Origin of the sequence: Streptococcus bovimastitidis (genome assembly GCF_001885095.1) — a bacterium.
GTDB lineage: Bacteria > Bacillota > Bacilli > Lactobacillales > Streptococcaceae > Streptococcus > Streptococcus bovimastitidis.
The window spans coordinates 187,337-202,084 of sequence record NZ_LZDD01000003.1; the positions used below are offsets into that span (position 1 = coordinate 187,337).

At 38.7% G+C, this 14,748-nt stretch carries 12 protein-coding genes; 7 read left to right on the forward strand and 5 right to left on the reverse strand.

Translation table 11 applies throughout. The features are described from left to right. Positions 1-24 precede the first annotated feature (24 nt). Positions 25-849: an endonuclease/exonuclease/phosphatase family protein gene (locus tag A9Q68_RS09360; RefSeq protein ID WP_071794430.1), complete on the forward strand. Its 825-nt coding sequence runs from the start codon at positions 25-27 to the stop codon at positions 847-849. 13 nt (positions 850-862) lie between these two features. On the opposite strand, the gene A9Q68_RS09365 is transcribed toward A9Q68_RS09360, so the two are convergent. The 4 genes from A9Q68_RS09365 to A9Q68_RS09380 form a co-directional block, all read right to left on the reverse strand. Further along, on the reverse strand, positions 863-1,366 hold the full coding sequence (locus A9Q68_RS09365; protein ID WP_071794533.1) for a kinase: 504 nt from the start codon (positions 1,364-1,366) through the stop codon (positions 863-865). A 19-nt stretch (positions 1,367-1,385) separates the two neighbouring features. After that, positions 1,386-2,423 carry a M42 family metallopeptidase gene (locus tag A9Q68_RS09370; protein WP_071794431.1) on the reverse strand — a complete coding sequence of 346 codons (1,038 nt, stop codon included), beginning with the start codon at positions 2,421-2,423 and terminating at the stop codon, positions 1,386-1,388. 90 nt (positions 2,424-2,513) lie between these two features. After that, entirely contained in the window at positions 2,514-2,975 is a 462-nt protein-coding gene (nrdI, locus tag A9Q68_RS09375; protein ID WP_071794432.1) for a class Ib ribonucleoside-diphosphate reductase assembly flavoprotein NrdI, read from the reverse strand. 159 nt (positions 2,976-3,134) lie between these two features. Then, entirely contained in the window at positions 3,135-5,582 is a 2,448-nt protein-coding gene (locus A9Q68_RS09380; RefSeq protein WP_071794433.1) for a bifunctional 2',3'-cyclic-nucleotide 2'-phosphodiesterase/3'-nucleotidase, read from the reverse strand. A gap of 264 nt (positions 5,583-5,846) precedes the next feature. Here A9Q68_RS09380 and A9Q68_RS09385 point away from each other — a divergent pair, with 264 nt between their 5' ends. Further along, the gene (locus tag A9Q68_RS09385; protein WP_071794434.1) at positions 5,847-8,066 is read left to right on the forward strand and encodes a RelA/SpoT family protein; all 2,220 of its coding nucleotides are present in this window, start codon (positions 5,847-5,849) and stop codon (positions 8,064-8,066) included. Between the two features lie 11 nt (positions 8,067-8,077). Next, a complete protein-coding gene (gene dtd / locus A9Q68_RS09390) occupies positions 8,078-8,521 on the forward strand; it encodes a D-aminoacyl-tRNA deacylase (protein WP_071794435.1) in 444 nt (147 codons plus the stop codon). A gap of 55 nt (positions 8,522-8,576) precedes the next feature. On the opposite strand, the gene A9Q68_RS09395 is transcribed toward dtd, so the two are convergent. After that, positions 8,577-9,422, reverse strand: a complete 846-nt coding sequence (locus A9Q68_RS09395) for an AraC family transcriptional regulator (RefSeq protein WP_071794436.1) — start codon at positions 9,420-9,422, stop codon at positions 8,577-8,579. A gap of 111 nt (positions 9,423-9,533) precedes the next feature. On the opposite strand from A9Q68_RS09395, the gene A9Q68_RS09400 reads away from it, so the two are divergent. From A9Q68_RS09400 to A9Q68_RS09415, 4 genes are all read left to right on the forward strand, one after another. Further along, the gene (locus A9Q68_RS09400) at positions 9,534-11,699 is read left to right on the forward strand and encodes an alpha-galactosidase (RefSeq protein ID WP_071794437.1); all 2,166 of its coding nucleotides are present in this window, start codon (positions 9,534-9,536) and stop codon (positions 11,697-11,699) included. Positions 11,700-11,708: 9 nt separating this feature from the next. Beyond that, positions 11,709-12,956, forward strand: coding sequence for an extracellular solute-binding protein (locus A9Q68_RS09405; protein WP_071794438.1), 1,248 nt, complete (start codon positions 11,709-11,711; stop codon positions 12,954-12,956). 78 nt (positions 12,957-13,034) lie between these two features. Further along, the gene (locus A9Q68_RS09410; RefSeq protein ID WP_071794439.1) at positions 13,035-13,907 is read left to right on the forward strand and encodes a carbohydrate ABC transporter permease; all 873 of its coding nucleotides are present in this window, start codon (positions 13,035-13,037) and stop codon (positions 13,905-13,907) included. Positions 13,908-13,917: 10 nt separating this feature from the next. After that, complete coding sequence (locus A9Q68_RS09415; RefSeq protein WP_071794440.1) at positions 13,918-14,748, forward strand: carbohydrate ABC transporter permease; 831 nt, start codon at positions 13,918-13,920, stop codon at positions 14,746-14,748.

Sequence of the window (14,748 nt, forward strand, 5' to 3'; positions counted from 1 at the left end):
TATCCGTTTAGAGAGAGGAAAATGATGGCAAAGTGGTTAACGCTTAATACGCATTCATGGATGGAAGTTAATGCTTTAAAGAAATTATTTGACTTGGCAGAACATATCTTAGCTGAAAAATATGATTTGATCTGCTTACAAGAAATCAATCAGTTAATGACCAGCGAAGTAGCTCCTGAAGACTATTACTATCAAGAAATTCCTGGGATGCCTGAATTGCATAAGGATAATTTTGCTCTCTTATTAGTTAATTATTTAGCAAAGCGGGGCCAAAATTACTATTGGTCTTGGGCTTATAATCATATTGGTTATGACATTTATCATGAGGGCGTAGCGATTCTTTCAAAAAATCCAATTAAGATTGAAGACCTTTTGGTAACTGAGGCAAACGATGAGTATGATTTCCACACAAGACGAGTCCTTTTGGCAGAGACGATAGTTGAAGACCGTCCAGTTGCTGTGACGTCTCTTCATTTGTCTTGGTTTGGTAAAGGTTTTGAAGAAGAGTGGGCTGTTTTGGAAGGACGCTTAGCTGACCTAGATCTTCCTTTAATGCTGATGGGGGATTTCAATAATCCCACTGATGGTCCGGGTTACCAAATGGTAATGGCTAGTCCTTTGGAGCTGCAAGATAGTCATAAGGTTGCTGAGCATGTCTTTGGAAATCATAGTATTGTGGCTGATATTGATGGTTGGGAAGAAAATGATCAGGCCTTTAAAGTGGACCATGCTTTTATGAGCAAGGATTTTCTGGTTAAAAATTCAGAAATTACTTTTGAAGGTGGTACTGCCCCTGTGGTTAGTGACCATTTTGGCTTGTCAGTCGAAACAGAGTGGCTAAGTGATTAAAAAGGTCAGGAAATTATTCCTGACCTTTTTTAATATCTTGCAAAATGTTATCGAGAGCTTCTTGAAGGGTGACTGTTTTGTCGAAAGTCTTTTCGGGGATTATCCCTAGGAAGTCTTTGTGATTCCACCACCTTTTCAGAGCCTCCGCGCCAAACTCTTCGGCCTTACTTCTGGCTGAATGGCGCTTTAATGTCTCTTCAAATGGAACATCATAATAATAAGCAAAGACTTGAAGTTGATTTTGTTGGCTGATAAAGTCCCAAACAGGAGAATACCAATCTGCTTTTAGAATACCTTCTAAAATGATATAGTCACAGTTTTTAATACCATAACTTAACAAGGATATTAATAGTGGGATTGTTGGCGTGTCAAAACCATCATGAGCCAGTAACATTTCTCGACGGAGCTTGTCTTGGGAAAGAAGCAAGGTATTCTCGCCCAATCTAGCTTGAAGAGCATTAGCCAAACTCGTTTTTCCACTAGCAGAATTTCCTCTTATCAGAATGAGTTTGGTCAATCTATCTTCCTCTTTTCTACTAATCAATCATTTGGCTCTTGAGGTAAGCATCTACTAGTTTTTCAGTTGCTTCAACAGAGTCGCGGTGGGTGCGTTCGTATGAGTGGCTTGATTCAATACCTGCTCCGAGGAGGGCGTGTTTGACTTCAGCTCCTGAACGCATGGCTGCTGAGGCATCGGAACCATAGTATGGGTAGATGTCTAATTGATAAGGGATATTATTATCCAAACAAAGGGCTACCATGTGTTGACGTAGGTCATAGTGGTAAGGTCCCGATGCATCTTTGACACAGATAGAAACGGTATATTCATCTGTGGTTTGGTCATCTCCCATTGCTCCCATGTCGACAGCAAGGTACTCAACGGTCTCTTTTGGAAGGCTTGAATTAGCCCCGTGTCCAACTTCTTCAAAGGCTGAGAAGTAGAAGTGAGTGGTGTATGGTAGGGTAATATTATTTTCTTTGTATTCTTTAAGTAATTCAATCAGAATTGCTGCAGACACTTTATCATCTAGATGACGTGATTTGATAAAGCCGGAGTCAGTGAGAACAACACGTGGATCGAAAGAAATGAAGTCACCAACTTCAATGCCTAAGGCGCGTGTTTCATCTGCAGTACGAACTTTTTCATCTAGTCGAACTTCCATATTAGCTTGATTACGTTCGGCAGTTCCGGCGTCTTTATAGACATGGACTGAGGTTTGGTGAATCAGAATCGTTCCTGAGATTTCTTTACCGTTTTTGGCCACATGGACAATACAGTTTTCCCCTTCAATGGCATTGTAGACAAATCCCCCAACGAGATCCATCTTTAGACGACCGTCAGGTTTGATGCCTCGAACCATAGCACCCAAAGTATCTAAATGAGCAGTTACCACCCGGTGTTTGCTGTCATCTTGACCTTTGACAGAAACCATGAGCCCACCTTTATTGGTCCGAACGGGTTCATAACCAAAGCTACTTAATTCAGCTGAAACATAGTCCATAATGGTTTTAGTAAAACCAGTTGGTGATGGGATTTGTGTTAATTTTGTAATGTAGTCAACAGTTGTTTTCATAATTGCTCCCTTTTCATTAGTTCAATACTCTTATTATAGCATGCTAAAGCCAAAGACAGAAGAAAAGCCCAGAGATTTTCTGAGCTCTTTTTATGATTGTGATTCAAATGCGGCTTTTCTTTCCAAAATAACCTTGGCTAAGCGCTCGATATCGGAAATGGTACCTCGCAACTCAAAATCGCCAATCATGGGGAAGCCAAAGCGTTGTTCATATTGTTTGGCTGTCAGACAATATTGGTTGTTAAAATTCCGGTTGCCAGATCCGATGATGCCAAAACAGCGTTTGTAGTTGTCGTGGGCTTTGATGAAATCTCCCAGAGGGTTGGTGAGGATTTCGACATTGCCAGAATCAAGTCCATTGCCCCCTTCAAGGTAGGTTGGTAAGATAGCGACATAATTATCGTCAACTGGGAAAGTTTCATGCTTTAATTCTTTAATATTGATTGTTCTGGTCCCAATACCATGATTTTCCTGTAAATAAAGGCCTAAGCGTTTAACGAAACTTAAGGTGTTACCACTTAAACTGATAAAGACAATGGTTAAATCAGACATTTGATCTCCTAATACTATATCTTGTAATCTGTTTACTAGTTTAGCACAAGATATAGTCATAGACAAGTTAAAAGAGGATGAACTCATCAGTTACCTGGACAAGTCCATCCTCTTTTTGCTTATTTAAGCTTTTCCCAATTGAAGTTTAAAGTTAAAGCCTTATTTGCTTTCTTTTTTGCGTAAAATACCAGCTAAACCAAGGAGGCTAAGTCCCATCATTAGGAAGCCACGTGATTCTTTAACACCAGTATGAGGTAATTGTGCTGCTTTACTTGTTGTTGCTTTTTGGCTCGTTTGTTTGTAAGCATTTGCGGCCAATTGGTAAACATATTGACGTTGGCTTGGTGTAAGGCCGGTTTGGTTTTGTCCAGGAGTTGCTGGTTTTGGTGTTTCTGGTGTTTCAACTGGAGTTGCTGGAACTTCAGGTTTCACATAGGTAAAGACGAAATCACCAAAGCCTTCAACGGTAGAAGGAGCAACATAGGCGATATCTTTAGCACTACCAATTAAATCTTTGGCTTTTTCTGCACTTAAGAAGTGAAGGTCTAAACCTTTAATGGTATCGGCGAAGTACCAATTGTTGTCAGCACTAGGATTGATTGTTTTTTCAGAAACAATATAATTAATGATAGCTTGACGGTTTTCTAAGTTAAGAAGACGGTTGATTGTTGCATTTTTAACACCTGGGAAGTTTCCGCTTGCGCGGTAATTGTTAGTGACAACCATGAATTCTTGGTTAGGATCAATGTCTTTGCCTTGATATTTCAAGTTGATAACACGGTTGGCATCTGGATTAACTAGATTTCCTTTGGCATCATATTTATTGGCTTGAGTAACGTCGAATTCGTAAGTGACACCATCGATAACATCGAAGTTGTAAGTACGGTATTGTGTATTTACCAAGTCTTGTGGACCAGCATTGTTAGGGTCGATAGTATTGAATTGTCCAGCAGACATTTCTAACCATTCTTTGATGTCAGCACCAGTTACTTTGATGATTGCTGTAACGTTATCATAAAGGTAAAGGTCAGCAACGTTTTTAATAGCAATTGGTCCAGCTGGGATATCTGTGTATGCAGTTGGGTCATTACGAGTACCAGCTTTAAATGGAGCCGCAGCTGATAATAATGGTAAGTCTGCTTCAGGTGTGCCAGCTAATTGTTGTTTTGCATACCATAGTTGAGCGTTGTTAACGATTTGGACTGATGGATCATCTTTTACAAGTGCGAAGTAAGAGTTGATTGGAGCTGTTGTTTCACCAACTTGTTGGCGAACGTATTCAATTGTTCCTTTATGCGCTTCTTGTGCAAGTGCAATAATATCAGGATCAGCTACTGTTGATTTGGTATCAATTTTACGGATTTCAGCATGATTTAAGGATTTATTAACAGTCCATTTGCCACCAGTAAAGGTTAAATCTAAGTCAATAACACCAATATGGTCGCCGTATTTTCCAGCCATCGTTACGGGTGTTCCGTTGATTAAACCGGAAACGCCATCAACACCATTATAAGCTTCATAGAAACCAGTGTCTTGTCCTGAAGGGAATTCAGCATGTGAGTGACCTGTAACGACAGCGTCAACGCCAGCTAAGCTAGCAATTTGGTAACCAACGTTTTCTTCGCCAACTTCATAGACATCGTCACCAATACCTGTATGAGCTAGAACGAGAACGATATCAGCGCCAGCATTTTTCATGGTAGGAATGATTTCTTGAACGGCTTGAACGGCATCTTTAACGGTAACTTTGCCTTCCAGGTTAGCCTTATCCCAGGCCATGATTTGAGGTGGAACAATTCCGGTAATACCGATTTTTACAGTTGCTGCTTGGCCATTTGCATCAGTAAAAGTCTTTGTAATGATGTCGTAAGGTTTGAAGAGGAATTTGCCAGTTGCAGCGTCATACACGTTGGCATTCAGAATTGGCAATCCAGCAGAAGCAATGACGCGTTCTAAGTATGGTAAACCATAGTTGAATTCGTGGTTTCCAAGAGTAGAGGCATCAAATCCGAGTTCTTTAAGGGCAGCATACATTGGGTGCACTTCGCCGGCTTGAACGGGGTCAATTAGGGCTGTATAAGTTCCAAGCGGTGTCCCTTGAAGAATGTCACCATTGTCGACAATAACAGTGTTAGGGTTTTCGGCTTTTGCTTGGTCGATAAGGACAGCTGCTTTAGCAAGACCTAGGGCTTGTGAGTCTTTGTCTTGATAATAGTCATAGTTGACAAGATTTGAATGAAGGTCAGTTGTCGAAATAATGCGCACATCAACATTTTGCCCTTCGACTGGAGTAGTAGCTGCTTGTTTAGCGACAGGTGCTAATTGAGCGTTTGTTTTTGCACTTGTACTTGGAGCTGCTGCTGGAGCAGTTGTTGTAGGAGCCACTGCTGGAGGAGTTTGACTAGCTGTTGCTTCCACTGCAGGTGCACTTGTTGGAGCTGCCACAGGTGCAGTTGTTGGGTCACTAGTTGTAGTACTTGCTGCAACAGGACTAGTTGTCGTTGGTGCACTTGTTGAAGGGGTTTCAGCTTTTGCCATTTGTGCTGAACCAGCAGCAACTAACATGGCTAAAAAGAGGGCGCTCTTCGATACGTAATGTTTCTTCATTCCTAAAAAATCTCCTTTAATGTAAAAGTGGTAAAAAAAGAACTTGGACTTTTATTATAGCTTGAAAAAGGGTTTTCATCAATGGATTTTACGAACGTTTTAACAAAATTTTACAAAAAATATACATTATACTAGATGAATTTTCTCATAAATATAAAAATTGAGAAAACAATAATAGGCATTCCATACGATGAAAGTGATTCCTTCTTTTTCTTTTTGATTGAAAGTGTTAAAATAGGGAAAAGAAATTGACTGAGGAAAAGAATGGCAAAAGAAATCAACTTATCTGGTGAAGAAGTTGTTGCTTTGGCAGCAAACTATATGACAAAAAAAGATGTGGCCTTTGTACAAAAAGCGCTTGACTATGCGACTGAGGCCCATTTCTACCAAGCACGAAAATCAGGTGAACCCTACATTATTCATCCCATCCAAGTTGCGGGGATTTTAGCTGACTTACATCTAGACGCGGTCACTGTGACCTGCGGCTTTTTACATGATGTGGTTGAAGATACGGACATCACTATTGATGATATTGAAAAAGAGTTTGGATCTGATGTCAAGGATATTGTTGATGGGGTCACCAAACTTGGTAAGGTTGAATACAAATCACACGAGGAACAATTAGCTGAAAATCACCGTAAGATGTTAATGGCTATGTCTAAAGACATTCGGGTTATTTTGGTAAAATTGGCTGACCGTCTTCATAATATGCGGACCCTTAAACATTTACGCAAGGATAAGCAAGAACGCATTTCCCGGGAAACCATGGAAATCTATGCTCCTTTAGCTCATCGTTTGGGTATTAGTCGCATTAAATGGGAATTGGAAGATCTAGCCTTCCGTTACCTTAATGAGTCAGAATTTTATAAAATTTCTCACATGATGCGGGAAAAACGTCGTGAACGTGAAGCCCTAGTTGATGAAATTGTTGATAAAATCATTACCTATACCAATGACCAAGGTCTCTATGGAGATGTTTATGGTCGTCCGAAACATATTTATTCAATTCACCGTAAGATGCGTGATAAGAAGAAACGCTTTGATCAGATTTTTGACTTGATTGCTATCCGTTGTATTATGGAGACCCAGAGTGATGTTTACGCTATGGTTGGCTACATTCATGAATTATGGCGGCCCATGCCTGGTCGCTTTAAAGACTACATCGCTGCGCCTAAGGCCAACGGTTATCAGTCTATCCACACTACCGTCTATGGCCCTAAAGGCCCCATTGAGATTCAAATTCGTACTAAAGAGATGCATCAAGTCGCTGAATATGGGGTAGCCGCTCACTGGGCTTACAAAAAAGGGATCAAAGGAAAAGTTAGTCAGTCAGACCAAAAAGTCGGCATGAACTGGATCAATGAATTGGTGGAGCTCCAAGATGCCTCCAATGGGGATGCTAAAGACTTTGTCAATTCCGTCAAAGAAGAAATCTTCTCAGAACGTATCTATGTTTTCACGCCAAATGGTGCCGTGCAAGAATTGCCCAAGGAATCAGGTCCTATCGACTTTGCCTATGCCATCCACACCCAAGTTGGTGAAAAAGCGACTGGTGCTAAGGTTAATGGTAAAATGGTGCCCCTTACGGCCAAGTTGAAAACTGGAGATGTGGTTGAAATCGTGACCAACCCAAATTCCTTTGGCCCAAGCCGGGACTGGATTAATTTGGTGAAAACTAACAAAGCCCGTAATAAAATTCGTCAGTTCTTTAAAAACCAAGACAAGGAATTGTCGGTTAATAAAGGTCGCGAGCTTCTGGTCAATTATTTCCAAGAGCAGGGTTATGTTGCTAACAAGTACTTAGAGAAGAAAAAAATTGAAGAAATTCTGCCTCGCCTCAGTGTTAAAAGTGTAGAGTCGCTCTATGCAGCGGTAGGCTTCGGTGACATGAGTCCTGTCTCTGTCTTTAATAAATTGACCGAGAAAGAACGGCGTGAGGAAGAAAGAGCCAAGGCTAAAGCTGAAGCGGAAGAATTGGTCAAAGGTGGCGAAGTTAAGCATGAGAATAAAGAAGTGCTTAAGGTTCGCAGTGAAAATGGGGTTATCATTCAAGGGGCATCAGGTCTCTTGATGCGGATTGCCAAATGCTGTAACCCTGTTCCAGGTGATGCAATTGATGGCTATATTACTAAAGGCCGTGGAATTGCTATTCACCGCACCGATTGTAACAATATTAAGAGTCAAGAAGGTTATGAACAGCGCCTGATTGAAGTTGAATGGGACATGGAAAATTCAAGCAAGGATTATCAAGCAGAAATTGATATTTATGGTTTGAACCGTAGTGGTTTACTTAATGATGTCTTACAAATTCTTTCCAATTCAACCAAGAGTATCTCAGCCGTTAATGCCCAACCGACAAAAGACATGAAATTTGCCAATATTCATGTCAGCTTTGGTATTCCTAATTTAACTCACCTAACAACAGTTGTTGAAAAGATTAAGGCTGTCCCTGATATCTATAATGTCAAACGGACAAATGGTTAAAGGAGTCTAGAATGAAAGTAGTGATTCAAAGAGTTTCTGAAGCTTCCGTTACTATTGATGGACAAATCGCTGGCGCCATCCAGCAAGGTCTATTGCTCCTTGTGGGCTTTGGACCCGAGGATGGACAAGAAGATTTGGACTATGCGGTGCGGAAAATTACCCAAATGCGGATTTTTTCAGACGCGGAGGATAAAATGAACTTGGCTCTAACAGATATCCAAGGGTCAATCCTTTCCATCTCCCAATTCACCCTTTTCGCGGCCACAAAAAAAGGCAATCGACCAGCTTTTACCGGGGCTGCCAAACCTTATTTAGCCAGCGATCTTTACGACCGTTTTAACCTCATGTTAGCCCAACACTGCCCAGTCGAAAAAGGGGTCTTTGGTGCCGATATGAAAGTGTCTTTGGTTAATGATGGCCCAGTGACTATACTCTTAGACACAAAAGAGAGATAAAGAAATTTTCGAAGTGATAAAAGGCCGAGCTTAGTTGATAAGTTCCGGCCTTTTATTATACCTTTATAGTGACTTTGTTTTCTTTGCGATATTGGCTAGGACTAACCTTGTAAAATTTTTTGAAGATTTTACTAAATTGTAGGGGATCTGAATAGCCGACAGAATAGGAAATCTCTGTAATAGTGAGATCGGATTCGGATAATAACTGTGCACTTTTGTCCAACTTAATGTGTAAAATATAGTCCTTTAAGGAGTAACCGGTTTTCTCTTTGAAGATTTTATAGAGATAGGTTCGATCTAAGTTTAATTTATCAGCCATGTCACTTATTCGGATTTTGGAATCATAATTGGCATGAATGAGTTTCAAGCTTTGTTTAACATAATCATTAATCAATTCCTGATCAGAAGATGTTGATTGATGAGGAAATTCTTGGCACAAAAAGGCCAATAATTTGTACAATTCTCCAATCAAGAGTAATTCTGTAACATTTGTTGGTTTTTCATCTGAAAATTTAATTAATTCCATCAACTGGTTTAATATGGGAGATTCCAGGTTGGAGTGACAATAATAGCTTTCAGATAAGGCAGAGTCTTTGATAATAGATTCTGCTTTTGAACCTCTAAAGCCAACCCAAACATAAGTCCAAGGATTGAAACGGTCAGCCTGATAAAATGTTACCTTGTTTTTGGGTAAAAGGAAAATATCACCTTCTTTTAGAGGGATAGTCTTACCATCAATGGTAAAAGTTCCTTGTCCATGAACAATGAAGTGTAAAACGTAATTGTCTCGAACTGCAGGTCCAAAAGAATAAAGAGAGTCACAAATCTCCGCTCCGTAATGATCAACGTTTAACTCAAAGTGATTGATATTAAATTCATTGTAGGTATTTAAAATATTCATGGCAAACTCCTCAAACAACATTATACCATATTAAAGAAACAAAAAGATATAGATAAAGCGTTTTCTTTTATATAAACTATAGATAAAGAAGTGACAGAAAGGTGAGGAAAAGTGATTGAATTTCATGAGGAACAGCAACTGTTCCATATAAAAAGCCGTGATTTTTCTTATATTCTCCAAGTTATTGAGCATGGCATTCTAGTAAACCGCTATTTTGGCAAGTCTATTAAGAAATTTAGTGACAGTAACAAAATTACATATTTGGATCGTGCTTTTTCTGGTAATCCAACCAGTCAAAATCGGACTTTCTCTTTAGATACACTACCATTAGAGTTTTCTAGCACCGGCTTAGGAGATTTTCGAACATCATCACTTGAGGTTCTTGGTCAACATGGTTCAGCTTTGTCTTTAACTTATCGAAGTCATCGGATTTATCAAGGAAAAGAGCAACTTTCAGGCTTACCAAGTAGCTATGATAAAGAGGGTCAAGTAGAGAGCTTAGAAATTGATCTTTATGATTCACTTGCTGATGTAACGGTCACTCTCTATTACCATTTATTTGAAAAAGCGAATTATTTAGTACGCTCTGCCAAGGTGACTGCTGGTCAGTACCCCGTAAAAGTCAACAAACTCATGTCCTTTACAGTGGATTTACCAAGAAGTTATTTCAAAGTTCACACTTTAACTGGTCGATACGGCCATGAGAAAGAATGGAATGTGACTGATTTACCAGATGGTCGCTTCGATATTTCTAGCATACGAGGTGCCTCTAGTCACTCTAAAACACCTTTCATGGCGCTAGCTAATCCAGACACTAGTGAGACAGAAGGTGACATTTACTCAGCACAACTTGTCTATAGTGGTAATTTCAGAGCCTTCGTAGAAAAAACAGCACTTAAAACCAGTCGTTTTGGTATGGGGATCAATGATGATCAATTTAGTTGGCGATTGGAAGCTGATCAAAGTTTCCAAAGCCCAGAGGTTTTGCTTTCCTATACGGACAAAGGATTTAGAGGCTTAACCAATGATAGCCAAGCCTTCGTGAGAGAGCATATCTGCCGCGGTCCTTTTGTTGAAAAGCTGCGCCCCATTCTCATTAACAACTGGGAGGCGACTTACTTTGATTTTACTGAAGCAAAATTGCATGCGCTGGCAGAAAAAGCTAGTCAAGTTGGTATCGAACTTTTTGTCCTAGACGATGGTTGGTTTGGAAAACGGAACTCTGATACCTCTTCTTTAGGAGATTGGTACGAGAATACTGAAAAGTTACCAAGTGGACTTAAAGGTCTTGCTCAAAAGGTCAACGACTTAGGAATGCAATTTGGACTTTGGGTAGAACCGGAAATGATTTCTGAGGATAGTGACTTGTATCGTCAACATCCTGACTGGGCTATTCAAACCAAAGGTCGGACGCATACTTACAGCCGGGAACAATTGGTATTAGATTATGCGAATCCGCAAGTCTGTGATTATATTGTTAATAGCATTTCAAAAGTCTTGGAGTCAGCTAACATTTCCTATATTAAGTGGGATATGAACCGTAACATGACAAATTTACCTGAAGCTTATGCAAACCATGAAAATCAGGAATTCTTCCATCGTTATATCTTAGGGTTATATGATGTGTTAGAAAGACTAACGCAAACATTCCCTGATGTTTTGTTTGAAAGCTGTAGTGGTGGCGGTGGTCGTTATGATTTAGGAATGCTTCATTACATGCCACAAACCTGGGCAAGTGATAATACGGATGCAATTGGACGTCTTTCAATCCAAGAAGGAACAAGCCTCATTTATCCATCTATTACCATGGGTTCCCATGTTTCAGCATCGCCAAATCACCAAACAGGTCGCCACACGAGTCTTCAAACTAGAGGGAATGTGGCAATGCTTGGTAATTTAGGCTATGAATTAGATTTAACCACTTTATCGGATAAGGACTTGTCAGATATTAGTCAACAAGTTAAACTTTATAAGGGTATTCGTGAAACTATTCAATTAGGCGATTATTACCGTTTAGCAAAAACAGATAATTACTATGCTTACAATTATGTTAGTAAAGACCAGTCACAGTTTGTTTTTACATTTGTTAAACTCTTATCTGTAGCAGAATCACCAAGTATTCAGGTTAAACTTTCAGGATTAGATTCTGAAAAAGAATACTACTGTCAAGAACTTGACGCTCGTTTTTATGGTGATGAATTGATGAACATAGGATTAACAATGCCGCATGTTCAGGAAGATTACTTCAGTGTTCAATATATTTTTAATATCATTTAGGAGGGCTTTATGAAAGTCAAAGGTTTATTAAAGGGCGCGGCTATCTGTGCATTTGCAAGTACATTGGTTGCCTGTGGTAATGGCGGTGGTTCAGCTAGCAAGGGTGCTGTTGAAATTGAATATTTCTCACAAAAAGCTGAGATGCAATCAACATTAAAAGATATCATTAAAGATTTTGAAAAAGCAAATCCAGATATCAAAGTTAAATTAACAAGTGTTCCTGATGCTGGTAAAGTGCTTAAAACACGTATGGCAAATAACGAAGATCCAGATGTTATCAATGTCTATCCACAAAATATGGATTTCCAAGAATGGGCTAAAGATGGTCAATTCTTAGAGTTAGACAATAAATCTGGTCTTGAAAACTTGAAAGATGGTGCAGCTAAAACTTACGCTATCAATGACAAGATTTACTCATTACCATTGACTGCAAATGCTTACGGTGTTTATTACAATAAAGACAAATTCAAAGAACTTGGTATTGAAGTTCCAAAAACCTTTGATGAATTTAAAGCTCTAGTTGACATAATCAATAAAGATGGTAAAGCTGCACCATTTGCACTTTCACTTAATGATCCATGGTCTCTAAATGGTTACCATCAATTAGCTTGGGCTACAAACGCTGGTGGTTATGATGGCGCTGAAGAAAAATTAATCCGTAGTGGAAAAGGTGCAATTAAAGCTGATGATGCCGTTACTGAAAAAGTAAATCAAGCACTAGAACTATTACATGGTAATGGTCAAAAAGGTTATGAAGGTGCTAAATATACTGATACTGTTGCTAAATTTGCTAAAGGTGAGGCCTTGATGATGCCTCAGGGTACTTGGGCAGCTCCAGTAATCAACCAACAAAAACCTGACTTCGAAGTTGGTATGTTTGCCTTTCCAGGTCAAAAAGAAGGTGAAGAATTAACTGTTGGTGCAGCTGACTTAGCACTTTCAATTAGTAAAGATTCTAAACATCCAAAAGAAGCTAAAAAATTCCTTGACTACATGTCTAGTAAAAAAGCTATCCAAAAATATTATAATGTTGATGGCTCACCAACTTCTGTAAAAGATGTTGACACTGAAGGTAAGTTTAAGGAAACTGAAGGTGTAACAAAATATGCTTTCTCTGATAAACATATCGTTTGGTTACAAAAAGAATGGCAATCAGAAGAAGAATTCTGGAACATTACTGTTAAAAACATTAAAAATCCAAGTGCTGCAGAATTAGCTAAAGGTCTTAATAAGTTCTTTGACTCAATGAAAAAATAAAAGGTAAAGCTGGTAGTTGACTAGAATGCTAGTCGCTATCAGTTTTTCTTTAATGGAAGTATAGAGGATATATTTATTATGAATAAAAAAAGTTTCGTGTCACGCTATTGGGGCTGGTTATTTATTATCATTCCAGTCATCCTACAAGTCATATTTTTCTATTATCCATTATTTAATGGTATTTTCTACAGTTTAACAGACTGGAGTGGTCTTACTGGTAGTTATAACATTATTGGTTTGAAAAATTATGCTCATATTTTTTCAAACCCTGATTTCTACCAAAGTATGACATTTACCATTTTATTTACTATTGGATTAGTTGTAGGTGAAATCGTTATTGGTTTATTTATGGCCACTTTATTGAATAGAAAAATCAAAGCTGTAGGATTCTTTAGAACATGGTACTTTTTCCCGGCTGTACTTTCAACAGTTACATTAGGTCTGATTTTTAGTCAAATTTTCAACTATGGTGTTCCTCAACTAGGTGAAATACTTCATCTTAAATGGCTCTCCTCAAATCCATTAGTCAGTGAAAAATCAGTTATTCCATCAGTTATTTTTGTAGCTCTTTGGCAAGGGCTGGCCATGCCGATTATTATATTCTTGGCTGGTCTCCAAAGTATCCCCTCAGATATTATTGAAGCTGCTGAAATTGATGGAGCTAATAAAAGTCAAAAATTTTTCCATGTGGAACTTCCATTCTTATTGCCATCGATTTCTATGGTCTTTATCCTTGCAATGAAATCAGGTTTAACAGCATTTGACTTGATCTTTGCATTGACCAGTGGTGGACCAGATGGGAAAACGGAATCATTAGGACTTTTGGTTTATAATTATGCCTTTTCAAATAACCAATTTTCATATGCCAATGCGCTAGCGGTTATCCTATTTATTTTCATTGTCATTATTTCTGTTATTCAGATGACAATTTCTAAGAGATTTGAAGTGTGAGGTAGTTAGAATGTCAAATAAAAAGCAAAGTAACTGGTGGGTTTATCTGATTCTTTTTGCGGGAATCATGTTGATGATTATCCCTCTAATCGTTACCATCGTTTCATCCTTTAAACCAACAGCTGAAATCACTGGTAATTTCTTTGGATTACCAAAGGAATTTACGTTAGATAACTATCAGCGCTTGTTTCAGGATGGAATCTCTCAGTACTTCTTCAATTCAAGTCTTTTAACAGTAGTTGGAGTTGGGTTAATCGTTGTAATTGTTCCTATGGCAGCCTTCTCAATTGCCCGTCACATGAAGCGTAGTAAAGCCTTTGCTATCATGTATATTTTCTTGATTATTGGAATTTTTGTACCATTCCAAGTTATCATGTTACCAATGACAAAACTTATGTCTGTTTTAGATTTGAATAATCATGTTGGACTTATCTTACTCTATTTGGCCTATGCTATTCCACAAACACTCTTCTTGTATGTTGGTTATATCAAAGCTATTGTTCCTGAAGATATGGATGAAGCTGCGGCCATTGATGGTTGTGATAAATTCACAATGTACTGGAAAATTATTTTCCCCTTGTTAAAACCAATGCATGCTACGGTATTAATTATTAATGCTTTGTGGATATGGAATGACTTCTTGCTTCCTTTATTGGTATTAAATAAGGATCAAAATCTCTGGACCCTACCTTTATTCCAATATAACTATCAAGGCATGTACTTTAGCGATTATGGACCAAGCTTTGCCTCTTATGTGGTTGGTATCATTCCAATCCTAATTGTTTACCTCATTTTCCAAAAAAATATTATTTCAGGTATGACAAGTGGAGCAGTTAAATAA